The following is a 25,577-nucleotide window of genomic DNA, read 5'->3' on the forward strand; positions in this document are numbered from 1 at the left end:
CGCGGGGATGCAGCATGCTCCGCGGATGCGTCAACCGACTCCGCTGCCAGACCCGTTCGCGACGGAGCCCTTCCGCGTCGCCGAGGCGTTGAAGGCGGGCGTAGGCCGCGGCAGGCTGCGTGGGAGCGATCTGATCGTGCCGTTCAAGCGCGTGCGCACCGCGGCGATCACCGATGTGCGCAGCCTTGCCCTCGCCTACGCGACGGTGATGGCGCCGCATCAGATGTACGGCGGGATCACCGCCGCGCGGCTCTGGGGCTTGCCGCTCGCGAAGGACTGGCACCGCGATGAGGAGCTCGTGATCGCGCGGGCGCACGGCAGCAATCGAGGCTACGCGAAGGGCACGAGGCACATCGCGGTCCACGGCACCCGCCTCTTCAAGATGCGCTCGGAGGGCCTCGTCCTGCTGGAGCCGCTCGCGACCGCGCTCTCGCTCGCCCGCGAACTCGACCACGAGGCGCTCGTGCAGGTGCTCGACGCGCTGCTCACGCCGTCGCGCTGGTACCCCGGTCTGCGGCTGCCGCGCAAGCCGGAGCAGCCGTACGCCACGCCGGAGCAGCTGACCGCGTTCATCGAGCGCTGCGCAGGACTCGCGGGAATCACGGCCCTCCGCGCCGCGGCTCTCGACGCGCGCGTCGGGGTCGTCTCGCGCTTCGAGACCATCACACGGCTCCTCATCGTGGAGGCGGGCCTGCCCGAGCCGATCGTGCACCCGCTCGTCGTCATCGACGGCATCGAGTGGCACCCGGACCTCGCGTACCCCGAGCTGAAGATCGCGATCGAGTACGAGGGCGACGGGCACCGCGACGAGCGGCAGTGGCACGTCGACATCGACCGCTACGCGCGCTTCGAGGCCGCGGGCTGGATCAACGTGCGGGTGACGCGCGACCACATGGCCCGCCGCGGCGCCCACTTCGTGGATCGCGTCCGGGCCGCGCGCGCTCGACGCACTTGACGCATCCACGGCTTCGCTGGGAGAAGTGTGGCGATGTGCGCTGTCGCGCGCGACATTGGAGCAGATCGCCACACATCCATGCTGCAGAGGCGGCCGGCGCATGCCTGCGAAGACGCCAGCGGCGCGACCCCCGCAGGGGCCGCGCCGCTGCGCGAACGAGCGAGGAGCCGTCAGACGCCGACGGGCTGCGCCTGCTGCACGTGCTCGAGGCGCCACCGCACGTGGTTCAGCTGGCGCACGAGGCCGGTCGGCAGCGCGCGGCCGAACTGGCCGAAGAACGCCTCGACGTCGACGAGCTCGTTCAGCCACGCCTTCGCGTCGATCTCGAACAGCTCCTCGACGACCGCGTCGTCGATGTCGAGCCCCTCGAGGTTGAGCGCGCCCTCCGCGGGCAGCACGCCGATCGCGGTGTCGACGCCCGCGGCGGTGCCGGCGACGCGGCCCGCGATCCACTCGAGCACGCGCGCGTTCTCGCCGAATCCCGGCCACAGGAAGCCGCCCTCGTCGTCGCGGCGGAACCAGTTGACCGAGAAGATCTTCGGCGCGTGGCGGCCGAGGCGGTGGCCCATGTCGATCCAGTGGGTGAAGTAGTCGCCCATGTTGTAGCCGCAGAAGGGCAGCATCGCGAACGGGTCGCGACGGATCTCGCCGACCGGGCCCTCAGCCGCGGCCGTCTGCTGGCTCGAGACGGTCGCGCCGACGTAGACGCCGTGCTCCCAGTCGCGCGCCTGCAGCACGAGCGGCACCTGCGTAGGGCGGCGGCCGCCGAAGATGATCGCGTCGATCGGCACGCCCTGCGGCGCGTCCCAGTCGGGGGCGATCGACGGCGCCTGCTCGGCGCGCACGGTGAAGCGGGCGTTGGGGTGCGCGGCGGGGCCGTTGGCGGGGTCGTAGGGGCGGCCCTGCCAGTCGATGAGGCCCTCGGGCACCTCCTTCGTCATGCCCTCCCACCACACGTCGCCGTCGGCGGTGAGCGCGACGTTCGTGAAGATCGTGTCGTGCGTCATCATCGCCATCGCGGTCGCGTTGGTCTTCTCGGAGGTGCCGGGGGCGACGCCGAAGAAGCCGTTCTCGGGGTTGATCGCCCACAGCCTGCCGTCGTCGCCCGGGCGCATCCAGACGATGTCGTCGCCGAGGGTCTCGACCGTCCAGCCGGGGATCGTCGGCTGCAGCATCGCGAGGTTCGTCTTGCCGCACGCCGAGGGGAACGCGCCCGCGAGGTGCAGCTGGCGGCCGTCCTCGTGCTTCATGCGCAGCAGCAGCATGTGCTCGGCGAGCCAGCCCTCGTCGCGCGCCTGCACCGAGGCGATGCGGAGCGCGAAGCACTTCTTCGCGAGCAGCGCGTTGCCGCCGTAGGCGGAGCCGAACGACCAGATCTCGCGCGTCTCGGGGAAGTGCGAGATGTAGCGCGTGGGGTTGCACGGCCACGACACGTCAGCCTCGCCCTCGCCGAGCGGCGCGCCGACCGAGTGCACCGCGGGCACCCAGTCGTCGGTGCCGCGCATGGCCTCGAGCGCGGCGGTGCCGACGCGCGTCATGTAGTGCATGGATGCGACGACGTACGGGGAGTCGGTGATCTCGATCCCGAGCTTGGAGATCGGGCCGCCGACCGGGCCCATCGAGAAGGGGATGACGTACATCGTGCGACCGCGCATCGCGCCGTCGAAGAGGCCGCCGAGCACCTGGCGCATCGACTCGGGGTCGCGCCAGTTGTTCGTGGGGCCCGCGTCCTCGCGATCCTCCGAGCAGATGAAGGTGCGGTCCTCCATGCGCGCGACGTCGTCGGGGTTCGAGCGCGCGAGGTAGCTGCCCGGCCGCTTCGGCACGGGCACGATCGTGCCGGCGTCGAGCATCGTGTCGATGAGGCGCTGGAGCTCCTCCTGCGAGCCGTCGGCCCAGACGACGTCCTTCGGCTCGAGCAGCTCGGCGATCGAGGCGACCCACGACACGACGCCGGGGTCGGCGCCGTCCGGCGCGCTCACCGATGCGGGCTTCACGGACTTGAAGGTGGACCGGGACGGCGCGGGAGGGAGGATCGTCATGCATCGAGTCAACCCGGTCAGCGTGCCGCGCGCACGCGCTGAGGAGCAAAGGTTCCGCGTTTCCTTCGCGGAAGGAAAGCGTTCGATGTCCCTGCGCACTCGCGCGGCGTTGCGATCCCCGCCCGGCCGAGGGGTGACGACGCGCTGCTCGCAATGCGATGTCGCCGGATGCGTTGGAAGACGCTGGCAGAGCAGGGTCAGAAACCGACGTGCAAGGTTCGGCGTTTCTTTCGTATGCTGGGTGCATGGTCGACGCAGCTGTCCTGGGGCACCGCATCCGTCACTTCCGCACCGCGACGGGCCTCACGCTCGACGCGCTCGGCGAGCGCATCGGGCTCGCCGGCAGCCAGCTCTCGCTCATCGAGAACGGCCATCGCGAGCCGAAGCTCAGCCACCTGCAGGCGATCGCCGAGACGCTCGGCGTCTCGACCGGGCAGCTGCTCGACCCCGAGCCGCCGAGCGAGCGCAGCCGGATGGAGCTCGACCTCCAGCGGCTGCAGGAGGGGGCGAGCTACAAGCGGCTCGGGCTGCCCGTCGTGCGGCCGACGCGCTCGATGGGCGACGACGTGCTCGCCGCCCTCGTCGGCCTGCACCGCGAGCTCGACCGCCGCGCGCGCGAGGCGATCGCGACGCCCGAGCAGGCCCGGCGCGACGCGACCGCGCTGCGCCACACGATGCGCGAGCGCAACAACTCGATCCCCGAGATCGAGGAGCTCGCCGAGGAGCAGCTGCGCGCCGTCGGCTACGAGGGCGGCAGCCTCACGCACCGCACGGTGAGCGAGATCGCCGCGCGGCTCGGCTTCGAGCTCGTCTACGTCACCGACCTGCCGCACTCGACGCGCTCGGTCACCGACCTCGAGAACGGCCGCATCTACCTGCCGCCCGCGTCGATCCCCGGCGGCCACGGCCTCCGCTCGATGGCGCTGCAGGCGCTCGCGCACCGGCTGCTCGGCCACCACGAGCCGCAGGACTACCAGCAGTTCCTGCAGCAGCGGCTCGAGATCAACTACTTCGCCGCCGCGACCCTCATGCCGCGCTCGCGCGCCGTCGACTACCTGCGGAAGGCGAAGAAGGAGCGGAACCTCGCCGTCGAGGACTTCCGCGACGCGTTCGGCGTCACGCACGAGACCGCGGCGATGCGCTTCACGAACCTCGCGACGACCGACCTCGACATGCGCGTGCACTTCCTGCGCGTGCAGGAGGACGGCTCGCTCTCGCGCGTCTACGAGAACGACGGCCTGCCCGTGCCCGTGGACGCATCCGGTCACGCCGAGGGGCAGCTCGTCTGCCGCAAGTTCGCCGCCCGCACGGCGTTCGAGCGCACGAGCCGGACGACGGAGTTCTACCAGTACACCGACACGCCGAACGGCACCTTCTGGTGCTCGACGCAGACGGGCTCGGGCACCGACGGGGAGTTCTCGATCTCGTTCGGCGTGCGCTTCGACGACGCGAAGTACTTCCGCGGCGCGCAGACGGCGTTCCGCGAGGTGTCGACGTGCCCCGACGAGCGCTGCTGCATCCGCCCGAGCGACGGCCTGCAGGAGCGGTGGCGCCACCGCTCGTGGGCGTCGGCGCGCATGCACCAGCACACGCTCGCGCCGCTGCCGTCGGGCACCTACCCCGGTGTCGACGACGCCGAGCTCTACGAGTTCCTCGAGCGGCACGCGCCCGCTCTCTGAGCCCTGCGCACAACGCAAGCCCGCGGGGTGCGATCCGCGGCGCGCGGCCGCCCCGCTGCCCGCCCGCCGCGGAGTTCGCCGTCGCGGCTTGCGTTGTGCGCGCGCTCAGCGGCGGCGCGGAGGCCTTGAGCGGCGCATCGCGGCAGGCCTAGCCTGAAGGCGCCACGTCGACCGAAGGAGCCGACATGACCGAGCGACCCGGCGGGCTCGACTCGCCCGACGAGACGCTGCGCCGCGGCGCCCGGCACCTCGCCGACGTGCACCCCCGGCTCGACGCCCGCCTCATCGAGCGCATCGTCTTCGAGTCGCACGCGACGCTCGCGCGCGGGGCGCGCAACCGCTCCCACCTCCCGCCGCTCGCGCTCAAGTTCGCCGCCGACCGCCTCCGGGCGCTCGAGGTCGCCGACGGCGCGGGGGAGGGCGGCGCTGCGGAGGGCAGGCCCGTGCGCGTGCTCGTCGAGTCGATCCGCAACGACGGCATCTCGCAGATGGCGGCCGCGTTCCTCAACGCGCTCGGCGATGGGCGGGTCGAGGCGCTCTCCGCCGCCATCAACCCCGCCGACCAGGTGCTCCGCACGGTCGTCGACGTGATGGAGGAGGACGGCGTGCCGGTCGACGAGAGCTACCCGAAGCCCGTCACCGACGACATCGCCCGCGCCGCCGACATCATCATCACGATGCTCATCGAGCACCCCTTCGACCTCCGCCCCGGCCAGCGCATCGAGGCGTGGGACTTCGACGACCCCGCGGGCCTCGGCACTGACGAGGTGCGACGCATCCGCGACCGCGTGCGGCGGCAGGTGACGGAGTTCCTCGCGGCGCTGCCGACGTGAGCGGGCGCATGGTCGACCTCGACGAGCTGCGGCGCCTCCGCCGCGTGCGCGACCGCATGGACCGCGAGTTCGCGAAGCCGCTCGACGTCGCCGAGATCGCGCGCACGGCGCTCATGTCGCAGGCGCACTTCAGCCGCCGCTTCCGCGAGGCCTACGGCGAGACGCCCTACGCCTACCTCATGACGCGACGCATCGAGCGGGCGGCGGCGCTCCTGCGCACGGGCGACGTGTCGGTGACGGATGCGTGCATGCAGGTCGGATGCGCGAGCCTCGGCTCGTTCTCGGCGAGCTTCACGAAGCTCATGGGCGAGACGCCGAGCGCCTATCGCGCGCGCGAGCACGAGGCGCTCGACGGCATGCCGGGCTGCCTCGCGATGGTGCTCACCCGGCCGCGGAAGGGCGATCCGTCGAGCAGGTTCCGAGAAGCGCGGCGCGCGATCCCGGCCCTAGCCTCGAGCGCATGAGCATCTCCATCAGCGCAGTGCACGTGATCGTCGACGACCCGGATGCGGCGGTCGGGTTCTACCGCGACGTGCTCGGGATGACGGTCACGAGCGAGGTCGAGAACGAGGGCTACCGCTGGGTGACCCTCTCGCCCGAGTCGCAGCCCGACATCCAGCTCGTCCTCAGCCACCCGCGGGCGGGCCGCTCCGAGCAGGACGGCGAGGCCGTCGCCGCCCTGCTCGCGAAGGGCGAGCTCGGCAGCGTCAACCTGCGGGCGAGCGACCTCGATGCCGTCTTCGACCGGGCGGCCGCGCACGACGGCGTCGAGATCGTGCAGGAGCCGACCGACCAGTTCTGGGGCGTGCGCGACATCGCGCTGCGCGATCCGGCGGGGAACCTCGTGCGGATCGAGCAGTCGGCCGGCTGAGCCGCTTCCGGTCACTCCGTCGCGATCCCGGCGAACTCGAGGATCCGGCGCGCGACGTCGGTCGGCTGCTCGTCGACGAGCCAGTGGCCCGTGCCCGGCAGCTCCTCGACGCGGATGCTCGGCGCGAAGCGCTCGACGTCGTCGAGCACGGCGCGCGAGACGAGCGGGTCGTCGGCGCCGTAGAGCACGAGCGTCGGCATCGTCGGCAACCGGTCGCGGTAGCCGCCGCGCAGGATGCGGAGGATCTCGGGCACGACGAGCTGGCGGTAGGTGCGGGAGCCGGCCCTCGCGCGATCGGGCTCGCGCAGCCGCGCGATGTACGCCTCGCGATCGCGCTCGCTCGCCCCACCCCGGACGGCGGAGGTCGAGAGGAGCCAGCGCGGCAGCCGCTGGTCGCCGCCGCCGAGCAGCCGCTCGCCGATGCCCGGCATCGCGAGCGCCACCTGGTACCACGAGTGGCGCGCCGAGCGCAGCAGCGCGGGGGACCGCTTCACGTACATCGGAGGGACCGAGAGCACGACGAGGTGCGAGACGCGCTCGGGCCGGTCCATCGCGAGCCCGAGCGCGCCGAGCGCGCCGATGTCGTGCCCGACGACGACCGCTTGCTCGATGCCGAGCGCGTCGAGCAGCTCGACGAGGTCGCCGCACATCGTGTCGAGCCGGTAGGGGCCGTCGGGCGCCTCGCTGCGACCGGCGCCGCGCAGGTCGGGCGCGATCACGCGCGCGTGCGGCTCGAGCAGCGGCATGACGTGCGCCCACTCGCGCGAGCTCTGCGGGAACCCGTGCACGAGCACGACCGGCGTGCCCGAGCCCGACTCGACCACGTGCATCCGCAGGCCCGGCAGGTCGAGGAACCTCCCGCCCTCGACCGATCGCGATTCGCGCGCCATGGTCACCCCCGGAGGAGCCGCGACGCCGGCTCGGCGTCGAGTTGCGCCGATGCTAGACCCGCTGCTCGCGGCACGCCAGAGCATGATTGCGCGCCGCGCACATCGCTCACGCGGTGGGGCGGAACCAGCGCAGCGTGAGCGAGTGGAGCACGACGAAGACGCTCGAGAACGCCATCGCGGCGCCCGCGATGAGCGGGCTCAGCATGCCAGCCATCGCGAGCGGGATCGCGAGCACGTTGTAGGCGAAGGCCCAGAAGAGGTTGCCGCGGATGGTGCGGAGCGTGCGGCGCGAGAGCGCGATCGCGTCGGCGGCGCCGGCGAGGTCACCGTGCACGAGCGTGATGTCGGCCGCCTGCTGCGCCGCGTCGGTGCCGGTGCCCATCGCGAGGCCGAGGTCGGCGGCCGCGAGCGCGGCGGCGTCGTTGACGCCGTCGCCGGCCATCGCGACCTTCGCGCCGCGACCCTGCTCCGCGCGCACGGCCTCGACCTTCCCGGCGGGGCTCACGCCCGCGATGACGCGCTCGATGCCCACCTCCTCGGCGACCGCGCGGGCGGCGCGCTCGTGGTCGCCCGTCAGCATGACGACCTCGACGCCGAGGCCCGCGAGCCGCTCGACCGCGGCGCGGCTCGTCGCCTTCACCGCGTCGCGCACGCCGATCACGGCGCGCATGCGGCCGTCCCACGCGACGGCGAGCGCGGTCGCGCCCCGTGCCTCGAAGCGCTCGAACGCATCCGCGAGCTCGCTCGGCATCGCGACGCCCCAGTCGGCGGCGAGCCACGCGGGCTTGCCGACCTGCACGGCGCGGCCCTCGGCGACGCCCACGACGCCGGCGCCCTGGGCGGCGCGCACGTCGCTCGCGACCGGCGCGTCCGGCGCCGCGGCCGCGATCGCCCGCGCGATCGGGTGCTCGCTCGCGCGCTCGACGGCGGCGGCGATGCGGAGCGCCTCGTCGGCGTCCTCACCGGTTGCCGCGACGACGCCCTCCACGCGCATCCGCCCCTCGGTGACCGTGCCGGTCTTGTCGACGAGCATCGCCGAGATGCCGCGGCTCGACTCGAGCACGCGAGCGTCGCGGATGAGCACGCCGAGCTCGGCGCCGCGCGTCGTGCCGACGAGCAGCGCCGTCGGGGTCGCGAGCCCGAGCGCACACGGGCACGCGATGATGAGCGTCGCGACGGCGGCGGTGAAGGCGGCGGCGACATCGCCCGTGAGCACGATCCAGCCGACGAGCGCGCCGAGCGCGAGCACGAGCACCGCGGGCACGAACCACTGCGACACGCGGTCGGCGAGCCGCTGCACGTCGGCCTTGCCGTCCTGGGCGCGGCGCAGGAGCGAGGCGATGCGCTCGAGCTCGGTGTCGGCGCCGACGCGGCGGGCCCCGACGACGAGCATCCCGTGGCCGTTGATCGTCGCTCCGACGACCTCGCTGCCGGCCGTCACCTCGACCGGGAGCGACTCACCGGTGAGCAGCGACGCGTCGATCGCCGACGCGCCCTCGACGACGACGCCGTCGGTCGCGATCTTCTCGCCCGGCACGACGCGGAAGCGATCGCCGACCGCGAGCTGCCCGACCGGGATGCGCTCGTCGCCCGCCGCGCCGACGCGCGTGACCTCCTTCGCGCCGAGGCGCGCGAGCGCCCGCATCGCCTGCTGGTTCGAGCGCTTCGCGCGCGACTCGATGAGCCGGCCGGCGAGCAGGAAGACCGTCACGAGCGCGGCGACCTCGAGGTAGAGCTCGTCGCCGTGGCCGCCGAACCACGACATCTCCATGCGCATGCCGATGCGGCCCGCGTCGCCGAGCACGAGCGCCCACAGCGACCAGCCGAGCGCGGCCGTGACGCCGAGCGAGATGAGCGTGTCCATCGTCGCGGCGCCGTGGCGCAGGTTGATCGCGGCCGCGCGGTGGAACGGCCACGCGCCCCACACGGCGACGGGCAGCGTGAGCACGAGCGCGACCCACTGCCAGCCGGGGAACTGCAGGGCGGGGATCATCGACAGCAGCCCCACGGGCACGGCGAGCACGGCGGATGCGATGAGTCGCGTCGCGAGGCGCGTCCCGCGCTCGTCGCGCTCGGCCTCGGGCGCGGGGAGCGCGGCGGTGTAGCCGGTCTGCTCGACGGTGCGGATCGCGTCGTCGACGCTCATCCCGCTCGGCAGCGTCACGCGCGCGACCTCGGTCGCGTAGTTGACGCTCGCATCGACGCCGCGCAGCTTGCCGAGCTTGCGCTCGATCCTGCCGGCGCACGACGCGCACGTCATGCCGCCGATCTCGAGCTCGACCGTCTGCGCTTCAGCCATGCCACGACTATACCCCCCAGGGGTATCCAGTCGCCACCACTCGTTGGTCGAGTGGACCGGCGCAGCCGGTCGTATCGAGACCAAGAGCGCCGGCCCCCTCGAGGGAAGCCGGCGCTCTCGAAGTCGTCGCTCAGACGAGCGTGTAGCCCGCCTCGCTCACGGCCGCGCGCACGTCGTCGAGCCGCAGCGCCGCATCCGACGCCACCGTCACGGTCGAGCGGCCGCCCGGGACGAGCTCGACCTCGACGCCCTCGACGCCCGCGAGCCCCGAGAGCTCCTCGGTGACCGACGAGACGCAGTGGCCGCACGTCATGCCCTCGACCTCGAAGGACTGCGAGACGGCGCCGTCGGCAGCCGGTGCGGGCGCGTGGCACGCGCCGCCGCAGCAGCCGCCGGCCTGGGCCTGCGCGTCGGCGTCGGCGGGGGTCGACATGATCTCGATGTTCTGCAGCATGGGTTGCCTTCCTAGGGGAGGGGGATCGGGGTCACGATCGGACGAGGCGCGCGATCGCGGCGCTCGCCTCGGTCAGCTTCTCCTGCGCGACGGGGCCGCCGCGCTCGGCCGCCTCGGCGACGCAGTGCGCGAGGTGGTCCTCGAGCAGCTGCAGCGCGACCGTCTCGAGGGCCTTCGTCGCGGCCGACACCTGGGTCAGGATGTCGATGCAGTAGGCGTCCTCGTCGACCATGCGCGCGACGCCGCGCACCTGGCCCTCGGCGCGCCGCAGGCGCTTGAGGAGCGCATCCTTGTCGGCCGTGTAGCCGGGTGCCGAGTGGTCGATCATGATGCGACGATCATACCCCCGAGGGGTATGTGCGGCAAGGGTCAGGCGACCGCGCTCTCCACCTCGGGCGAGGTCCAGCTGCGCCAGATGGCCGCGAGCAGCGCCTCGAAGAGCGCGTCAGCCTGCTCGGCTGGGTAGAGGCCGAGCAGCTCGAGGGTGATGAAGCCGTGCACGCCGGCGAAGATCGTGCGCGTCGTGGTCACCGGGTCGCCGTGCAGCGTCCCGGCGTCGATCGCGGCGGTGACGGCGTGCAGCAGCGGGTCGGTCGTGCTCTCGCGCGCCTCGTCGACGGCGGGGGATTCCTCGCTGCGGCCGAACACGACCTGAAACATCGCGGAGTGCTCGCGCGCCCACGCCCGCATCGCGTGCGCGAGCGCGGGGATGAGCTCGGCTGGCGCCTCGGCCTCGACGGCGTGCTGCGCGTCGACGAACGAGCGGGCGGCGCGCACGGTGATCGCCTCGACGAGCTCGCCGCGCGAGCCGAAGAGCGAGTAGACGGCCGAGGTGGAGGTGCCGACCGATGCGACGAGCGGGCGCAGCGAGAAGTCGGGGCCCTCGACCGCCATCAGATCCGTCGCGGCTTCGAGCAACCGCTGACGCAAGTGCTCATCGTGGAGGCGAGGTCGTCCCATGCGGCAAACCCTACGTGCTTTCGTCCTGGCGACCCGATGCGCCTCCCATGTGCTGCGGGGGCGCCGGGTGTGTGTTTCGTCGACACCGACTGTCGGTGCCCCCAGCAGGATTCGAACCTGCGGCCTTCTGCTCCGGAGGCAGACGCTCTATCCCCTGAGCTATGGGGGCCGGGCTGCGCGAGGCAGCGTCGATCAATCTACCACCGCGGCGACGCGGCGCCCGACCGGCCGCTCACTCGGCCGAGCTCAGGCCCGCCTCGAGGTCGTGGAAGGCCTGGTCGACGAGCTCGGCGATCTCGGTCGCGCCGCCGTCGCCGAGCATCCACATGCGCATCGCGGTCTTGACCGCCGTGCTGGCCGCACCCGCGACGAGCCGCGGGTAGCGGTCGGCCTCGGCGTCGAGACCCGCGCGCTCCGCGACGAGCGCGCGCACCGCATCCTCGAACGCGTCGTACTGCGCCGCCCGCTGCAGCTGCAGGGTCGGATGCCGGTCGATGAGCTCCTCGCGCCGCCGCAGCACCGTCGCGTCGGCCGCGCTCATGCCGCGCATGTGCGCGACGAGGGTCTCGCGCAGCGACTGCAGGGGCGGCTCGTCCGCCGGCCGCGACTCGACGCCGTCGAGCAGGTCGAGCGGTGCGAAGCCCTCGACCGCGAGCACCGCGGCCTCCTTCGAGGGAAAGTAGTTCGAGACGGTGCGCGGCGAGACGAAGGCGCGCTCGGCGATCTGGTCGATCGTCACGCCGTCGAGGCCGCGCTCGAGCGTGAGCTCGAAGGCCGCTTCGGCGATCGTGCGCCGGGTCAGGCGCTTCTTGCGCTCGCGAAGGCCGAGCATCGGCTCATCGTCGGCGCCGGATTGGGCTGTCGGGAACATGGGGCCTCACTGGGGCGAGGATCGGCAGCTCGGATTCGTGCGCAGCCGCCCGCCCACTGGGGCACGGCCGGGATCGGATGCGCAGTCGTGCTCCGTCGGTTCGGTGCCGCCGCGGGCGCGACGGCGTCGCAAGTCTGCGCTCGGCTCCCGAGCCGGTCAAGCAGAACCTGCCCGATCCGCACGAATGCTGAGGGAGCACCGCTTACCTGAGGTTTCCTTGAGCATCCCGAATGTTGCGCGTCGAGCAATCGATGTGTCAATCTCACCGCAGTCGATCTCCCCAGGATCGATCGAAGCACCCCAGCACCGGAGTCCCCAGCTCCACGGCCCTGTCACGAAGGTCCCTGAAATGTACGCACAGTCGTGTGCGGTCGTTGCGCCCTGCGCCGACCGCTCGGCGCGCGAGAAGGCGCGGACGCCATGGCGTCGCTGACGTACTTGCTGGCTCGTCGCGGCGAGCTCTCGATAGCTCGCCGCGACCAGCTGCTCGCCGCGGGCCTCGACGACGCGGGCGCCATCCGCGCCCTCGTCGAGGACGGCACCATCACCGGCGCCCAGGCGGCGCGAGTGCGCGCCGAGCAGGCCGGACTGCCGTTCGTCGTCGTGAGCGAGATGAACGTCGACCGCGTCGCGGTCTCCCGGGTGCCGAGCGCGATCGCGCGCCGGCACATCCTCCTCCCCGTCGCGCACGAGGAGGGTCGGCTCGTCGTCGCGATGACGGACCCCGCCGACGTGCTCGCGATCGACGACGTGCGCCAGGCGTCAGGCCTCGCCGTCGAGCCCGTCGTCGCCGAGCGCGGCGACCTGCTCGCGGCGATCGACCGCTTCCACCGCGCCGACTCCGAGCTGAGCGACATCACGTCGACGATCCAGGAAGAGCAGGAGCAGGCTGCGGCGGCGGATCCCTTCGGCTTCGGCATGGCCGACGCCGCCGACGAGGACGCCCCGATCGTGCGCTTCGTCAACCTGCTCGTCAACCAGGCCGTGCAGGACCGCGCGAGCGACATCCACATCGAGCCCGGCGAGTCGTCGGTGCGCGTGCGGTTCCGCGTCGACGGCGTGCTGCACGAGATGCAGTCGGCGCCCAAGACGATGCAGCAGGGCATCATCTCGCGGCTCAAGATCATGAGCGACATCGACATCGCCGAGCGCCGCCGCCCGCAGGACGGCCGCATGTCGGTCATGCACGGTGGCCGCAAGGTCGACCTCCGCGTCGCGACGCTGCCGACGGTGTGGGGCGAGAAGGTCGTCATGCGCATCCTCGACACCGGCGGCACGCAGCTGCAGCTCTCCGACCTCGGCCTGCTGCCCCACAACTTCGACCGCTACCAGGCGTCGTACAAGAAGCCCTACGGCATGATCCTCGTCACCGGACCCACGGGATCGGGCAAGTCGACGACGCTCTACACGACGCTCAACGCCGTCGCGCGCACCGAGGTCAACGTCATCACGGTCGAGGACCCGGTCGAGTACCGGATGCCCGGGGTCAACCAGGTGCAGGTGCACGCGAAGGCCGGCCTCACCTTCGCGGCCGCGCTCCGCTCGATCCTGCGCTCCGACCCCGACGTCGTGCTCATCGGCGAGATCCGCGACTACGAGACGGCGCAGATCGCGATCGAGGCGTCGCTCACCGGCCACCTCGTGCTCTCGACCCTCCACACGAACGACGCCCCGAGCGCCGTCACCCGACTGACCGAGATGGGCATCGAGCCCTTCCTCGTCGGCTCGGCCCTCGACTGCGTCGTCGCGCAGCGCCTCGCGCGCCGGCTCTGCGACCGCTGCAAGGAGCCCGACCTCCGCGGCCCCGAGCAGTTCGCGGCCATGGGCTTCGAGGTCACCGGCCAGCTCGGCGTGCACCGCGCCGTCGGTTGCACCCACTGCTCCGGCACCGGCTACCGCGGCCGCATCGCGATCCACGAGGTCATGACGGTCTCGGAAGAGATCGAGCGGCTCACGGTCGAGCGCGCCTCGACCTCCGAGGTCGCTCGCGTCGCCTCGCAGCAGGGCATGCGCTCGCTGCGGCAGGACGCGTGGGAGAAGGCGACCCTCGGCCTCACGACGGTCGAGGAAGTGCAGCGGGTGATCGTATGAGCATCGACGTCCAGGGCATGCCGACGCGAGCGGCGCTGCGCCAGCAGTGGGCGCAGTCGGCGGCGCCCGCCGCGGCAGCGCCCGAGTTCCCGACCCCGACCGGCACCGACGGCGACCTGCTGCTCGCGCTCGAGACGGTCGTGCGCGCCGGCGCCTCCGATCTGCACGTGACGGCGGATGCGCATCCGACGATGCGCCTGGACGGCAAGCTCCTGCCGCTCGAGGAGTACGGCGTCTGGTCGGCCGCGCGCGTGCAGGCCGCGCTCACCGCGATCATGACGACGGAGCAGCGGGAGGTCTTCGAGGAGGAGCTCGAGCTCGACTTCGCCTACGACCTCAGCGCCGAGGCCCGGTTCCGCGTCAACATCTACCAGCAGCGCTCCGCGCGGGGCGCGGCGTTCCGCCTCATCCCCACGCGCATCCGCACGGTCGAGGAGCTCGACCTGCCGCAGGGCATCACGCGGTTCGCGACCCTCCCGCGCGGGCTCGTGCTCGTCACCGGCCCGACCGGCTCGGGCAAGTCGACGACGCTCGCGGCGCTCATCGACCTCATCAACCGCACGCGCGCGGAGCACATCGTGACGGTCGAGGACCCGATCGAGTTCATGCACCAGCACAAGAAGGCGGTCGTCAACCAGCGCGAGGTCGGGCACGACACCCACTCGTTCGCGGCGGCGCTCAAGCACGTGCTGCGCCAGGACCCCGACGTCATCCTCGTCGGCGAGATGCGCGACCTCGAGACGATCTCGGTCGCCCTCACCGCCGCCGAGACCGGCCACCTCGTCTTCGCGACGCTGCACACGCAGTCGGCGGCGCAGACGATCGACCGCATCATCGACGTCTACCCGCCGCACCAGCAGGGCCAGGTGCGGGCACAGCTCGCCGCGACGCTGCAGGGCATCGTCTGCCAGACGCTCGTGCCCCGCGCGAGCGGCAAGGGGCGCGTCGCCGCGAGCGAGATCCTCATCGCCACCTCGGCGGTCTCGAACCTCATCCGCGAGGGCCAGATCCACCAGATCGGCAGCGCCCTGCAGTCGGGCGCCTCGCTCGGCATGCGCACGCTCGACCAGCACCTCGCCGACCTCGTGAACCGCGGGATCATCAAGGAGGATGCGGCGCGCGAGAAGGCGCACAACGTCGACGAGCTGCGCGGCATGCTCGCGACCGGCGGCATGGCTCCCGCGCTCGACACCGGCGTCGACTTCGGCGACTCCTTCTCGAGGGGGCAGCGATGACCTCGACGAAGACGTGGGCCTACAAGGGCCGCGAGCGCGACGGCAGGCTCGTCAAGGGCAAGCTCGACGCGCCCACGCAAGCGGCCGCGCTCTCGCGCATGCGCGACATGGGCCTCTCGCCCGTGAGCGTCGACGAGTCGGCGATGGGCACGGGCCTCAACCGCGAGATCAACCTGAGCTTCGGCCAGGCGGTCAAGCTCAAGGACCTCTCGGTCATGGCGCGACAGATGTCGACCATGATCGGTGCGGGCCTCTCGCTCCTCCGCACCCTCCACATCCTCTCCGAGCAGACGGAGAACAAGACGCTCGCGAAGGTGCTCACCGAGGTGCGCGGCGACATCGAGACCGGCGGCACGCTCTCGCAGGCGTTCGGCAAGCACCGGAACGTCTTCCCGCCGCTGATGATCCACCTCATCGCCGCTGGCGAGACGGGCGGCTTCCTCGACGACGCGCTCGACGCCGTCGCGACGGCCTTCGAGAAGGAGGTCAAGCTCAAGAGCACCGTGCAGTCGGCGATGGCCTACCCGATCGTCGTCGTCGGCATGGCGATCGTCGCGGTGGTCGCGATGATCTGGTTCATCGTGCCGATCTTCGAGGGCATGTTCGCCGACCTCGGCGGAGCGCTGCCGCTGCCGACGCAGATCCTCGTCACCATCTCGGCGAACATGGTGTGGCTCGGCCCGCTGCTCTTCGTCGCGGCGATCGCCTTCAGCGTCTGGTGGGGCAAGAACAAGCACGCTCCCGAGGTGCGGGCGGTGCTCGACCCGGCGCTGCTGAAGCTCCCCGTCTTTGGCGACCTGCTGCGCAAGATCGCGCTCGCGCGCTTCACCCGCAACTTCGCGGCGCTCCTGAAGGCGGGCGTGCCGATCGTGCTCGCGCTGCAGGTCGTCGGCGAGATCTCGGGCAACAGCGTCATCCTGCAGGCCTCGAACCGCATCGCCGACGCGGTGCGCGAGGGCCGTCCCGTCGCCGAGCAGCTCGCGGAGGAGCCGGTCTTCCCGCCGATGGTCGTGCAGATGGTCGCGGTCGGCGAGGACGCCGGCTCGATGGAGCTCATGCTCTCGAAGATCGCCGACTCCTACGACAGCGACATCGAGTCCACGACCGCGCAGATGACGTCGATCATCGAGCCGATCCTCATCGCGGGCGTTGGCGCCCTCATCGGCGGCATGATCATCGCCCTCTACATGCCCGTCTTCTCCATCTTCGAGCAGATCAACTGATCCGCTCGACCCCGACGTATCCATTCCCTGTCCCAACCCCAACCCCAACCAGTAAGGAACCACCCATCATGCAGAAGATGCTCCAGCTGCTCGGCGACCGCCGGGCGATGCTGCAGGAGGAGGGCAAGTCGCAGCGCGGCTTCACCCTCGTCGAGCTCCTTGTCGTCGTCATCATCATCGGCATCCTCGCCGGCATCGCGATCCCCGTCTTCCTCAACCAGCGCACCGCTGCATGGCGGGCGGAGGTCGAGACCGACCTTAAGAACGCGGCACTTGCCGCCGAGACCTACGCCGTCAACAACGAGGGCTCCTACACCGGCCTCGACCTGACCGAGCTCGGCAACAACGGCTACCGGGCCAGCGGTGACACGACGATGGCCGTCACCGCAACGGCGGGCGACTTCCTCCTCACCGCCACCAACACCAACCTGCCGACTGGTCAGCAGTCGCTGACGTACGACAGCGACGGCGGTGGTCTGGCCAACTGGCCGTGATCCGCAAGGAGTGGCTCATGGCCTGACTGGCCAGCGACTCCACATTACGTAGAGAGGAGAGCACCATGCGCAGCCTCGCAGAGCGCGTCCGCTTCGCCGATAGCGGCGACCGCGGCATGACGCTCGTCGAGGTGCTGGTCGCGATGTTCGTCTTCGCGATCATCTCGACCATGGTGCTCTCCTCTCTGCTGCAGGTGCTGACGAGCAACCGCAACTCCGAGGCGAAGCACGTCGCCGCGAACCTCGCGGCGGCCGAGATGGAGCTCGCGCACGACGTGCCAGACCTCTTCGACCTCGTCGACGAGACCCGATCGCAGGTCGTGAACGGCACGACCTTCACCATCCGCCGCGAGACCGCCTGGGTCACCGACAGCTCCGCCGACGAGGCGTGCGGCACGGGCGGCGGAAACCTCCGCTTCAAGCGCGTCAACGTGACAGTGACGTGGGAGAACATGCCCGCGTCCGTCCCTCCCGTGCGCGCCGACACGGTCGTCGACCCGTCGCAGCGCCTCAACGACCCCGCCAAGGGCACGATCCTGGTGTCGGTCATCGACGCATCCGGTGCCGGCGTGCCAGGCACGACGGTCTCGCTCACCGCGACGTCCGACGGTGCGCCCGTGCCGGCGACCACGACCGATGCCCAGGGCTGCGCCTACTTCCTGCAGGTGACGCGTGGCGTCTACGACGTGACGATCTCTAAGAGCAACCACATCGGGGTGGCGCTCGAGACGACCCCGAAGAAGCCCGACGTCAGCGTGCAGCCGGGCACCACCTCGAGCATCGGCTTCCAGTACGACCGCGCCGCGTCGCTCAGCGCGACGCTCGCGCCCGGCGCGGGGCCGGTGCTGCTCCCTCGCGACTTCCGGTTGTCGTTCATCAGCACCTATGGCGTGACGAGCGCGCCCATCACCGGCGGCTCCACGACCGCTCGGTCGAACCCGACCTTCTCTGTGCCGCTGCACCCTCGCGTGACCTACCGGCTGCTCGCGGGCAACTACGGACGCGAGACGGGATCCGAGTGCACGGCCTCAGACCCGAACGCATGGCCGGAGACAACGCTGCTCGGCATCGGCTTGAGCGAGGGTGCGGCGCCGGAGGTCAGCGCGGATCCGGGCAGCGCTGTTGCGCGTGAGATCCCGCTCGGCCTCGTCCGCATCGGCAGCACCGCCAACAGCCTGATCGCGACGCCCGCCCCTGGAGGGCTCGGCGAGCCGACCTGCGGGCCGACCTTCTTCCATTCGTTCGGCAACGTCCCGAGCGGCACGACGATCGCGCTGCCGTACGGCACCTGGCGCCTGACGAGCAGCTCGGGAGCCGTTACCGCCACGGTTGTCTCTCGCGGCTCGTCGGTGCTCGACGTCGTCACCCTCGACCCCAGGCAGCCGGCACCGTGAGCGGGGGAGTCGAGCGCCGCGGAGGCGAGCGCGACCGGGGATTCACGCTCATGGAGCTGCTCGTGGCGATCTCGCTGCTCGCGATCGTGACGACGCTCATCACCACCATGGTCGTCGCGCTCGCGCAGACGTTCTCACGCCAGGAGTCGGAGCAGGACAGCTCGCGCACCGCCGCCGTCGCGATGCAACGGATCAGCACCGTCATCCGGGCCGGCACCGAGGTGCCTCGCTCGTCGACGTGGCAGCCGCTGCCGGCGTTCGAATCCGCGCGCGCCGACGCGCTCGCCGTGAACGCCTATCTCGATCCCGCTACGGCGACGGTCGGGCCGACGCGCGTCCGGCTCGAGGTGAACACCGCCGGCGAGCTCGTCGAGACCCGCTGGGCCGCGAGGCGCTCGGCGGGGGACTGGGTCTACGACACGACGCCAAGCCTCACGCGCGTGGTCGCGCGCGACGTGGCCCCGCGCGGCACGCCCGTGGGTGGAAGCCCATCGCCCGCGCTGTTCACCTACCTCGGCGCCGCGGGCGCGCCGATCGCGCCGCCCGCGAGCGGAGAGCTCACGGAGGTGCAGCGCCGCGAGGTGGTCGCGGTGCGGGTCTCGCTCGTCGTGCAGACCGCCGCAGGCACCGACGCGGCGCCGGCGCAGCTGGTGAGCACGGTGTCGCTGCCCAACCTGGGCCTCACGAGAACGGGGATCTGATGCGCAGGCAGCTGAGGATCATGATCGAGGAGCGCGACCGCGGCGTCGCGCTGATCCTCGTCATCGGTATCGGGGCGCTCGTCGGAGCCCTGCTGACCACCGCGATCGTGATCGCGGTGTCGAGCACGCGCCACGCTCGCGACGACGCCGACTGGCAGGGAGCGCTCGCCGCGGCCTACGCGGGCGTCGAGGAGTACCAGAGCCGGCTCGCCGCCGATCCCTCTTACGTGCTGCAGGGCAACTCCGCCGCGCCGTTCACCGCGGCCAGCACGGTGATCGACGACGCGACCAACCCGGCCTTAGGCTTCGGCGGGAGTTGGGCTTCCGTGCCCGGCAGCGACGGCACCGCGAGCTTCCGCTACGAGGTCGACTCGAGCGCCTACGCGATGGACGGCACGCTGCGGCTGCGCTCGACCGGTCGCGTCGGCACCGAGACGCGCACGATCGTGACCGACTTGCGGCAGTCGGACTTCCTCGCCTACCTCTACTTCACCGACTACGAGATCGAGGACCCCGCGATCTACGGCCGCTCGAGCAGCTGCGTCAAGTACGCGTGGGCGGGGCGCACGTCGACCTGCGCGACCGCGATCGCGTTCAGCGGCGGCGACGAGATCCGCGGGCAGGTGCACTCGAACGACACGATCTACGCGTGCCAAGCCACATTCCACGGCCGTGTGACGACGCCGTACAACCCGGCCTCCGGACCGCGCTACCTGCGGCCGAGCGGCTGCGGATCGACGCCCGACTTCCGGGTCAAGGATCCCGCTCGCAACAACTCGCCGTCGCTCATGGGCGTGCTCGGCATGCCCGAGACGAACTCCGAGATCCGCACCGCGGCGCTCGACGGCGGCTGCCTCTACACCGGCGCGACGACGATCACCTTCAACTCGGGCGGCACGATGACCGTGCGCTCGCCGTGGACGAAGCAGACCCGACCGGGAGCGGCGAACCCGACGCCGAGCGAGTGCGGCCTGCCGGGCACGGGCACCAACCGGCTGGGCTCCGGCGTCACCGTTCCGGTGCCCGATCGCGGCGCCGTCTACGTGCAGAACGTCCCGGCCTCGTCGAGCGACCCGAACGGCCGCGTCGCGAGAGAGGCGGATGCGACGAACTGCCGCGGGGCGGACGGGCGCACCACCGGCAACGGTCTCGGCTATCCCGCCAACAATGAGACGGCGCCCGGGGCGATCGACGGCGTGGCGGCCTACGGGTGCCGGAACGGCGACATCTTCGTTCAGGGCACGCTGCGCGGCGAGGTGACGCTCGCGGCCGAGAACTACGTCTACGTCGTGGGCAATACGCGGTATGCCGACCGCGACCGCGACATGCTCGGCCTCATCGGCAACAACATGGTGTGGGTCTACAACCCGGTCGTCAGCAGCCGCACGCGCCCGACGAGCCTCACCATCGAGGCCGCGATCCTCTCGCTGCGCAGCTTCACGGTGCAGAACACCGCGACCGAGAACGCGTCGGGCTACTCGTCGCCGACGCTCACCGTGCGCGGCTCGATCGCGCAGCGCTTCCGCGGCGTGGTCTTCCGCAGCCCCGGCAGCGGCTACATCAAGGACTACCAGTACGACCCGCGGCTGCTGCACCGGTCGCCGCCGCACTTCCTCAACCCCGTCTCGATCGCCTACGGCGTCACGACCTGGATCGAGACGCCGCCCGCGATCGACGCGAACGGGACCTACCGATGATCGCCGCGGCCGCCGCGGTGACGGGAGGCTTCGGGCTCCTCATCGGGTCGTTTCTCAACGTCGTCATCTTCCGGGTGCCGGCCGGCCGCTCGATCGTGCGCCCGCCGAGCAGCTGCGGCGGGTGCGGCGTGCGCATCCGGCTGTTCGACAACGTGCCGGTGCTCAGCTGGCTGCTGCTGCGCGGCCGCTGCCGCGACTGCAGCGCGCGCATCTCGCCGCGCTACCCGCTCATCGAGCTGCTCACGGGCATCGCGTTCGCGGCCGTCGCGCTGCGCTTCGCGCCATGGGAGGCGCTCGAGCGCCCATCGCTCGCGGCGATCGGGCCGGTGGCCGAGACACTCGCCTTTGCGGTGCTCGCCGCCGTCGGGATCGCGCTCGCCTGGATCGACATCGACACGCAACGGCTGCCCGACGCGATCGTGCTGCCCTCGTACGCCGTCGTCGGGCTCCTGCTCGCGGCGGCCGCCGCGGCCACGGCGGAGTGGGGCTCGCTCCTCCGAGCGGCTGCCGGCGCCGGCATCCTCTTCGGCGCGTACTTCGCGATGGCCTTCGCGTACCCGGCCGGCATGGGGCTCGGCGACGTCAAGCTCGCGGGGCTGCTCGGCATGGCGCTCGGCTGGCTCGGCTGGGGTGAGCTCGCGGTCGGCGGGTTTGGCGCGTTCCTGCTCGGCGGCGCGTTCGCGCTCGTGCTCGTCGCACTCGGACGCGCGGGGCGCGGCAGCGGCATCCCGTTCGGCCCATGGATGCTGCTCGCGTCCACCGTGGCCGTCTTCGCAGGCGTGCCAATCTGGCACGGATACCTGCAGCTCGTAGGACTTGGATAGGGGGAACCGATGGCAAACAGCACGGTCGGTCTCGACATCGGCGCGACGGGCATCCGCGCGGCAGAGGTGACGCGCACGCGGAAGGGTGCCGCCCTCTCGCGCTACCACTCGATCGGCCTCCCGCCCGGCGCCGTCGTGCGCGGCGAGGTGGTCGAGCCCCACATCGTGACGAGCGCCCTGCGCGAACTGTGGAAGCGCGGCCGGTTCTCGAGCAGGCGGGTCGTGCTCGGCGTCGGCAACGACCGCGTGCTGGCGCGCGAGCTGACGGTGCCGGCCGCGCCGCTGCCGATGATCCGCGAGTCGCTGCCCTTCCAGGTGCAGGACCTGCTGCCGGTGCCGATATCGGAGGCGATCCTCGACTTCTACCCGATCGGCGACGCCGGGCAGGGGCAGGTGCACGGCCTGCTCGTCGCGGCCGTCAAGGAGGGCGTGCTCTCGACGATCGAGGCCGCGCGGCGCGCGAAGCTCGAGACCGTCGCGGTCGACTTCGTGCCGTTCGCGCTCACGCGGGCACTGCCTCAGCGCCTCGACGACGCCGAGGCGATCGCGGTCGTCGACGTCGGCGCCCACACGACCACCGTCGTCATCTCTCGCGGGGGTGTGCCGCACTTCGTGCGCATCATCCCGACGGGCGGCGACGAGGTGACGCAGACCCTTCACTCCCGCCTGCAGCTCGAGCGGCCCGTCGCCGAAGACGCGAAGCGCGCGCTCGGGCTCGGCATGCAGGGCTTCACGCCGCACGACCAGCCCTTGATCGAGGCGATCCGCGAGGTGACCGGTGAGCTCGTGACGGGCGTGCGCAACACCGTCTCCTACTTCGCGAGCGCACGGCCCGACCTGCCCGTGCGCCGCGTCGTGCTCACCGGCGACGGCGCGAGCCTCGGAGGCTTCTCGGCGGCGCTCGGGGAGGTCATGCGCATGCCGATCGACTGGGGCGACCCGCTCGCGTCGATCGCGGTGCGGGAGCGGGACCGGCCGCGCACGAGCGCGGAGGCGAACCGGGCGGCCGTCGCGCTCGGGCTGGCGATGCGGAGCGCAGCATGAAGGTCTTCGGGATCACGGTCGGCCGGGGCGGCGACGCGCCGCCGCTCATGCTCGGCGCCCAACCGGTCGTCAACCTGCTGCCGCCCGAGGTGCTCGCAGCCCGCAGGAGCCGCGCAGTGCGGCGCGTCGTGGTGGCGGCAGCCGTCGTGCTCGTCGTCGGCGCCGGCGGCGGTGCGGCTGCCGCCCGGGTGCAGGCGATCGCCGCCGAGGTCGAGCTCGCGGGCGCGCAGGCCCGCACGGCCGCGCTCATCGCCCAGCAGGGCGAGTTCGGCGACGTGCTCGCCGTCGAGGCCGAGATCGCCGAACGGGTCGCGGCCCGCCACGTCGTCACGAGCACCGAGATCGAGTGGCGGTCGATGATCGACGCCTTCCTCGCGACGCTCCCGCCCGACGCGACGCTCACGAGCGTCGCCGCGGAGGGCAGCTCGCCCATGGCGCTGCACGCGCAGCCGATCGCGCCCCTGCAGGGCGCCCGAGTCGCGACGCTGACCTTCACGGTCGAGAGCGATGCGCGGCTGCCGCAGGTGCTCGACGCGCTCGCGACGCTGCCCGGGTTCGTCGACGCGCAGGTGCCGGTGGTGACCGCCCTCGAGACCGGGAGAACCGAGACGATCTTCGTGCTCCACGTGGGCGAGGAGGCGTACGCCAACCGCTTCCCGCCCGAGGCGGAGGCGGGCGCCGAGGCGAGCGAGGATGCATCGACAGATGCCGACGCTGGCGCTGAGGACGACGAGGGATGAACGGCGCGGATCGGCTCTGGAGCCTCGGCGCGGGCGTGCTGGCCGCCGGCATCGCGGTCGGTGCGTGGTTCGGCGTGATCTCGCCCGACCTGCGCACCACCTCGACGGCCCGGGACGACCTCGCGATGGTGGAGCAGCAGAACGCCATCCACGAAGCACGGCTCGAGGCGCTCGAGCAGTCGGCCTCGCTCATGGACGAGTACCTCGCGACCCGCGACGAGCTCGCGCAGGGCATCCCGAGCGAGCTCGCGTACTCCGACTTCCTGCGCCAGCTCGACGCCTTCGCGGTCGAGGCGGGCGTCACGATCGACGCCGTCGCCTCGATCGACGCGGTGCCGTACGCCCCGCCGGTCGCGGACGAGTCAACGGCGCCCGTCGTCGAGGACGCGGCGACCGGCGAGGAGGCGAGCGCCGGCGAGGTGGGCGGTGCCGCGCCCCCGCCCGCCGACTCGGGCGCCGCCCCGAGCGCGCCGGTGCCGTACAGCGACCCGCTCGTCACCGAGCAGAACCTCGCCGCCGTGCAGGTCACGGTCAGTGCCTCGGGGGAGGCCGCGCAGCTGCGCGACTTCCTGGAGCGCATGCAACTCGGCACGCGGCTCATCTCGATCACCGGCGCGAGCATCACCACCGAGACCGACGCCGAGTCGGGCAAGGCCGAGATCGTCGGCTATCTCTACGTGCTCCAGCCGGGCGCCAGCGCCCCCTGACGCCCGCGCGCGACAGCGCGGTGTGGGAGAATCGGTGCAATGCGCACCACCCACGCCACCTTCTCGATGTCGCTCGTGGGTGAGACCGACGTCACGCTCCTCGTGCTCCCCGCCGCGGCCTACGCATCCGAGGAGCGCATCGACGTCACCGTCGACGGAGCGCCCGTCGAATGGCGCATCCAACCGGCTCAGCACGACACCCGCGAGCTCGTCTTCACCGCACCCGCAGGGCAGCTCGAGGTCGAGATCCGATCGGCCGTCTCGGGGCTCGAGCGGCCGATCGAGGAGGGCGACCCGGCGCGCTACCTCGACGACTCGCGCTACGTCGAGGCGAGCGTGCTGCGCGGCTTCGTCGATGAGCGCTTCGGGCGCGCGAGCGGCCACGAGCAGATCGCCGCGATGCGCAACTGGATCGCGCGCGGCTTCACCTACTCGCCGTCGCTGTCCGACATCGACGACACCGCGGTCGACACGATCCGCAAGAGCGGCGGCATGTGCCGCGACTACGCGCACGTCATGATCGGCCTCGCTCGCGCCGCCGGCATCCCCGCCCGCTACGTCGGCGTCTACGCCCCCGGCCTGCAGCCGCCCGACTTCCACGCCGTCGCGGAGGTGCTCATCGACGGGGAGTGGTTCGTCGTCGACCCCACCGGGCTCGCGCCGAGGCAGAGCCTCATCCGCATCGCGACGGGCGCGGATGCGCTCGAGACGGCCTGGGCGACGACGGCGCGGAACCCGATCACGCTGCACTCCGTGGCGGTGCGCGCGGAGGACGAGGCGCTCGAGGAGGGCGCCGTGGACGACCCGAAGGCGCTCGTCAGGATTCGCTGACGGGTCTCGATGCGCCCGCTGCGCGGGCTACTCGACCAACGGAGGGTCGGTCGTCGGGATCAGCTGACGGGTCTCGATACGCCCGCTGCGCGGGCTACTCGACCAACGGAGGAGCTTCAGCCCAGGTTGGCGATCACCTGGTCGAGCACCTCGCGCGCGTCCTGCTCGCTCGCGAAGTACTGCGAGGCGACGCTCACGATCGTGCCGCCCGAGGGCGCCGTCGCGACGCCGAGGTCGCCGACCGTCTCGAAGGCCGGCGCCTGGAAGCCGTCGGCCTGCTGCAGCACGCCCACGACGAGCCGGTCGCCGCCCGTCACGTGCTGGTATGCGCACACGGTGCCGCCCGCATCCACGATGTCCGAGATCGCGCCGGGCAGCGTGCCGGCGTCGCTCGACGGGGCGAAGTTCGGGTTGAACGCGTAGAGCTGGTCGGCCGTGTAGACCTGCGAGCACGGCACGTCGCCCGCGACCGGCGGCGTCGTCGGCAGCGCGGAGCCGGTCGGCGCGGGCGTCGGCTCGGGGCTCTCGACGGGCGTCGTCGCCGAGGGCGAGGGCGTCGCGGTCGGCGAGCTCGAGGCCGTCGGCGTCGGCGACTCGCTCGGCGCGAGCACGCCCGGCTCGCACCCCGTCAGCGCGAGCGCGGTCGCCGAGGCGATGATCGCGGCGGGCAGGAGACGGCGGATGCGCTGGGTACGGCTCGGCATGCTGTCAGACTACGGGCGCTCCGGGGCCCGGGCGGTCG

At 72.0% G+C, this 25,577-nt stretch carries 25 protein-coding genes and 1 tRNA gene; 17 read left to right on the plus strand and 9 right to left on the minus strand.

The annotated features are described in order from the left end of the window. Positions 1–25: 25 nt before the first annotated feature. Complete coding sequence (locus H508_RS17560) at positions 26–955, plus strand: hypothetical protein (protein ID WP_169514177.1); 930 nt, start codon at positions 26–28, stop codon at positions 953–955. Positions 956–1,125: 170 nt separating this feature from the next. On the opposite strand, the gene H508_RS0110210 is transcribed toward H508_RS17560, so the two are convergent. Next, positions 1,126–2,997, minus strand: coding sequence for a phosphoenolpyruvate carboxykinase (GTP) (locus H508_RS0110210; RefSeq protein WP_084155281.1), 1,872 nt, complete (start codon positions 2,995–2,997; stop codon positions 1,126–1,128). A gap of 245 nt (positions 2,998–3,242) precedes the next feature. On the opposite strand from H508_RS0110210, the gene H508_RS0110215 reads away from it, so the two are divergent. The 4 genes from H508_RS0110215 (at position 3,243) to H508_RS0110230 (ending at position 6,380) form a co-directional block, all read left to right on the plus strand. Then, entirely contained in the window at positions 3,243–4,676 is a 1,434-nt protein-coding gene (locus H508_RS0110215; RefSeq protein WP_026373984.1) for an XRE family transcriptional regulator, read from the plus strand. Between the two features lie 185 nt (positions 4,677–4,861). After that, positions 4,862–5,509, plus strand: coding sequence for an arsenate-mycothiol transferase ArsC (locus tag H508_RS0110220; protein ID WP_026373985.1), 648 nt, complete (start codon positions 4,862–4,864; stop codon positions 5,507–5,509). 8 nt (positions 5,510–5,517) lie between these two features. After that, positions 5,518–5,973 carry a helix-turn-helix transcriptional regulator gene (locus tag H508_RS0110225; protein WP_026373986.1) on the plus strand — a complete coding sequence of 152 codons (456 nt, stop codon included), beginning with the start codon at positions 5,518–5,520 and terminating at the stop codon, positions 5,971–5,973. After that, positions 5,970–6,380 carry a VOC family protein gene (locus tag H508_RS0110230; RefSeq protein WP_026373987.1) on the plus strand — a complete coding sequence of 137 codons (411 nt, stop codon included), beginning with the start codon at positions 5,970–5,972 and terminating at the stop codon, positions 6,378–6,380. Before H508_RS0110225 ends, H508_RS0110230 begins: the two co-directional genes overlap by 4 nt. An 11-nt stretch (positions 6,381–6,391) precedes the next feature. Here H508_RS0110230 and H508_RS15805 read toward each other — a convergent pair whose 3' ends face one another. The 7 genes from H508_RS15805 to H508_RS0110265 all read right to left on the minus strand — a co-directional run bounded on the left by H508_RS15805 (position 6,392) and on the right by H508_RS0110265 (position 11,815). Beyond that, a complete protein-coding gene (locus H508_RS15805) occupies positions 6,392–7,270 on the minus strand; it encodes an alpha/beta fold hydrolase (RefSeq protein WP_035254731.1) in 879 nt (292 codons plus the stop codon). A 106-nt stretch (positions 7,271–7,376) separates the two neighbouring features. Continuing rightward, entirely contained in the window at positions 7,377–9,569 is a 2,193-nt protein-coding gene (locus H508_RS0110240) for a heavy metal translocating P-type ATPase (RefSeq protein WP_026373988.1), read from the minus strand. A gap of 130 nt (positions 9,570–9,699) precedes the next feature. Beyond that, positions 9,700–10,023, minus strand: a complete 324-nt coding sequence (locus tag H508_RS16835) for a heavy-metal-associated domain-containing protein (protein WP_021011115.1) — start codon at positions 10,021–10,023, stop codon at positions 9,700–9,702. Between the two features lie 31 nt (positions 10,024–10,054). Then, on the minus strand, positions 10,055–10,351 hold the full coding sequence (locus H508_RS0110250) for a metal-sensitive transcriptional regulator (RefSeq protein WP_035254732.1): 297 nt from the start codon (positions 10,349–10,351) through the stop codon (positions 10,055–10,057). 41 nt (positions 10,352–10,392) lie between these two features. Further along, positions 10,393–10,983, minus strand: a complete 591-nt coding sequence (locus tag H508_RS0110255; protein WP_026373991.1) for a TetR/AcrR family transcriptional regulator — start codon at positions 10,981–10,983, stop codon at positions 10,393–10,395. Between the two features lie 96 nt (positions 10,984–11,079). Then, positions 11,080–11,152: transfer RNA gene (locus H508_RS0110260), tRNA-Arg, on the minus strand. A gap of 63 nt (positions 11,153–11,215) precedes the next feature. Further along, positions 11,216–11,815, minus strand: coding sequence for a TetR/AcrR family transcriptional regulator (locus H508_RS0110265; RefSeq protein ID WP_026373992.1), 600 nt, complete (start codon positions 11,813–11,815; stop codon positions 11,216–11,218). Positions 11,816–12,274: 459 nt separating this feature from the next. Between H508_RS0110265 and H508_RS0110270 the strand changes: the two genes are divergently transcribed. The 12 genes from H508_RS0110270 to H508_RS0110325 all read left to right on the plus strand — a co-directional run bounded on the left by H508_RS0110270 (position 12,275) and on the right by H508_RS0110325 (position 24,835). Further along, positions 12,275–13,945 carry a GspE/PulE family protein gene (locus tag H508_RS0110270; protein ID WP_026373993.1) on the plus strand — a complete coding sequence of 557 codons (1,671 nt, stop codon included), beginning with the start codon at positions 12,275–12,277 and terminating at the stop codon, positions 13,943–13,945. Then, a complete protein-coding gene (locus tag H508_RS0110275; protein WP_281168377.1) occupies positions 13,942–15,180 on the plus strand; it encodes a type IV pilus twitching motility protein PilT in 1,239 nt (412 codons plus the stop codon). Before H508_RS0110270 ends, H508_RS0110275 begins: the two co-directional genes overlap by 4 nt. Beyond that, positions 15,177–16,403: a type II secretion system F family protein gene (locus H508_RS0110280; protein WP_026373995.1), complete on the plus strand. Its 1,227-nt coding sequence runs from the start codon at positions 15,177–15,179 to the stop codon at positions 16,401–16,403. The genes H508_RS0110275 and H508_RS0110280 overlap by 4 nt, the downstream gene beginning before the upstream one ends. 68 nt (positions 16,404–16,471) lie before the next feature. Further along, complete coding sequence (locus tag H508_RS17935) at positions 16,472–16,897, plus strand: type IV pilin protein (protein ID WP_051223222.1); 426 nt, start codon at positions 16,472–16,474, stop codon at positions 16,895–16,897. A gap of 65 nt (positions 16,898–16,962) precedes the next feature. Next, positions 16,963–18,291: a carboxypeptidase regulatory-like domain-containing protein gene (locus H508_RS0110290; RefSeq protein WP_026373996.1), complete on the plus strand. Its 1,329-nt coding sequence runs from the start codon at positions 16,963–16,965 to the stop codon at positions 18,289–18,291. After that, a complete protein-coding gene (locus tag H508_RS0110295) occupies positions 18,288–18,992 on the plus strand; it encodes a PulJ/GspJ family protein (protein ID WP_281168378.1) in 705 nt (234 codons plus the stop codon). The genes H508_RS0110290 and H508_RS0110295 overlap by 4 nt, the downstream gene beginning before the upstream one ends. Beyond that, complete coding sequence (locus H508_RS0110300; protein ID WP_026373998.1) at positions 18,992–20,689, plus strand: hypothetical protein; 1,698 nt, start codon at positions 18,992–18,994, stop codon at positions 20,687–20,689. The genes H508_RS0110295 and H508_RS0110300 overlap by 1 nt, the downstream gene beginning before the upstream one ends. Then, the gene (locus H508_RS0110305) at positions 20,686–21,513 is read left to right on the plus strand and encodes a prepilin peptidase (RefSeq protein ID WP_026373999.1); all 828 of its coding nucleotides are present in this window, start codon (positions 20,686–20,688) and stop codon (positions 21,511–21,513) included. The genes H508_RS0110300 and H508_RS0110305 overlap by 4 nt, the downstream gene beginning before the upstream one ends. 9 nt (positions 21,514–21,522) lie before the next feature. Continuing rightward, positions 21,523–22,557, plus strand: a complete 1,035-nt coding sequence (gene pilM, locus H508_RS0110310; RefSeq protein ID WP_026374000.1) for a type IV pilus assembly protein PilM — start codon at positions 21,523–21,525, stop codon at positions 22,555–22,557. Further along, positions 22,554–23,297, plus strand: a complete 744-nt coding sequence (locus tag H508_RS0110315) for a hypothetical protein (protein WP_026374001.1) — start codon at positions 22,554–22,556, stop codon at positions 23,295–23,297. Before pilM ends, H508_RS0110315 begins: the two co-directional genes overlap by 4 nt. Beyond that, the gene (locus H508_RS0110320; RefSeq protein ID WP_026374002.1) at positions 23,294–24,004 is read left to right on the plus strand and encodes a hypothetical protein; all 711 of its coding nucleotides are present in this window, start codon (positions 23,294–23,296) and stop codon (positions 24,002–24,004) included. Before H508_RS0110315 ends, H508_RS0110320 begins: the two co-directional genes overlap by 4 nt. 39 nt (positions 24,005–24,043) lie before the next feature. Next, on the plus strand, positions 24,044–24,835 hold the full coding sequence (locus H508_RS0110325; protein WP_035254735.1) for a transglutaminase-like domain-containing protein: 792 nt from the start codon (positions 24,044–24,046) through the stop codon (positions 24,833–24,835). A gap of 116 nt (positions 24,836–24,951) precedes the next feature. Here H508_RS0110325 and H508_RS17460 read toward each other — a convergent pair whose 3' ends face one another. Continuing rightward, positions 24,952–25,539 (minus strand): superantigen-like protein SSL4, encoded by a 588-nt coding sequence (locus H508_RS17460; protein WP_051223224.1) that lies wholly within the window; start codon positions 25,537–25,539, stop codon positions 24,952–24,954. Positions 25,540–25,577 lie beyond the last annotated feature (38 nt).

The sequence above is a fragment of the Agrococcus lahaulensis DSM 17612 genome, from assembly GCF_000425105.1.
In the GTDB taxonomy this organism is placed as follows: Bacteria; Actinomycetota; Actinomycetes; order Actinomycetales; family Microbacteriaceae; genus Agrococcus; species Agrococcus lahaulensis.

Bases quoted from the DNA above. Each gene is read 5' to 3' on its own strand.
- H508_RS17560 (WP_169514177.1), top strand. From the start codon at position 26: ATGCGTCAACCGACTCCGCTGCCAGACCCGTTCGCGACGGAGCCCTTC.
- H508_RS0110210 (WP_084155281.1), bottom strand. From the start codon at position 2,997: ATGACGATCCTCCCTCCCGCGCCGTCCCGGTCCACCTTCAAGTCCGTG.
- H508_RS0110215 (WP_026373984.1), top strand. From the start codon at position 3,243: ATGGTCGACGCAGCTGTCCTGGGGCACCGCATCCGTCACTTCCGCACC.
- H508_RS0110220 (WP_026373985.1), top strand. From the start codon at position 4,862: ATGACCGAGCGACCCGGCGGGCTCGACTCGCCCGACGAGACGCTGCGC.
- H508_RS0110225 (WP_026373986.1), top strand. From the start codon at position 5,518: ATGGTCGACCTCGACGAGCTGCGGCGCCTCCGCCGCGTGCGCGACCGC.
- H508_RS0110230 (WP_026373987.1), top strand. From the start codon at position 5,970: ATGAGCATCTCCATCAGCGCAGTGCACGTGATCGTCGACGACCCGGAT.
- H508_RS15805 (WP_035254731.1), bottom strand. From the start codon at position 7,270: ATGGCGCGCGAATCGCGATCGGTCGAGGGCGGGAGGTTCCTCGACCTG.
- H508_RS0110240 (WP_026373988.1), bottom strand. From the start codon at position 9,569: ATGGCTGAAGCGCAGACGGTCGAGCTCGAGATCGGCGGCATGACGTGC.
- H508_RS16835 (WP_021011115.1), bottom strand. From the start codon at position 10,023: ATGCTGCAGAACATCGAGATCATGTCGACCCCCGCCGACGCCGACGCG.
- H508_RS0110250 (WP_035254732.1), bottom strand. From the start codon at position 10,351: ATGATCGACCACTCGGCACCCGGCTACACGGCCGACAAGGATGCGCTC.
- H508_RS0110255 (WP_026373991.1), bottom strand. From the start codon at position 10,983: ATGGGACGACCTCGCCTCCACGATGAGCACTTGCGTCAGCGGTTGCTC.
- H508_RS0110265 (WP_026373992.1), bottom strand. From the start codon at position 11,815: ATGCTCGGCCTTCGCGAGCGCAAGAAGCGCCTGACCCGGCGCACGATC.
- H508_RS0110270 (WP_026373993.1), top strand. From the start codon at position 12,275: ATGGCGTCGCTGACGTACTTGCTGGCTCGTCGCGGCGAGCTCTCGATA.
- H508_RS0110275 (WP_281168377.1), top strand. From the start codon at position 13,942: ATGAGCATCGACGTCCAGGGCATGCCGACGCGAGCGGCGCTGCGCCAG.
- H508_RS0110280 (WP_026373995.1), top strand. From the start codon at position 15,177: ATGACCTCGACGAAGACGTGGGCCTACAAGGGCCGCGAGCGCGACGGC.
- H508_RS17935 (WP_051223222.1), top strand. From the start codon at position 16,472: ATGCAGAAGATGCTCCAGCTGCTCGGCGACCGCCGGGCGATGCTGCAG.
- H508_RS0110290 (WP_026373996.1), top strand. From the start codon at position 16,963: ATGCGCAGCCTCGCAGAGCGCGTCCGCTTCGCCGATAGCGGCGACCGC.
- H508_RS0110300 (WP_026373998.1), top strand. From the start codon at position 18,992: ATGCGCAGGCAGCTGAGGATCATGATCGAGGAGCGCGACCGCGGCGTC.
- H508_RS0110305 (WP_026373999.1), top strand. From the start codon at position 20,686: ATGATCGCCGCGGCCGCCGCGGTGACGGGAGGCTTCGGGCTCCTCATC.
- pilM (WP_026374000.1), top strand. From the start codon at position 21,523: ATGGCAAACAGCACGGTCGGTCTCGACATCGGCGCGACGGGCATCCGC.
- H508_RS0110315 (WP_026374001.1), top strand. From the start codon at position 22,554: ATGAAGGTCTTCGGGATCACGGTCGGCCGGGGCGGCGACGCGCCGCCG.
- H508_RS0110320 (WP_026374002.1), top strand. From the start codon at position 23,294: ATGAACGGCGCGGATCGGCTCTGGAGCCTCGGCGCGGGCGTGCTGGCC.
- H508_RS0110325 (WP_035254735.1), top strand. From the start codon at position 24,044: ATGCGCACCACCCACGCCACCTTCTCGATGTCGCTCGTGGGTGAGACC.
- H508_RS17460 (WP_051223224.1), bottom strand. From the start codon at position 25,539: ATGCCGAGCCGTACCCAGCGCATCCGCCGTCTCCTGCCCGCCGCGATC.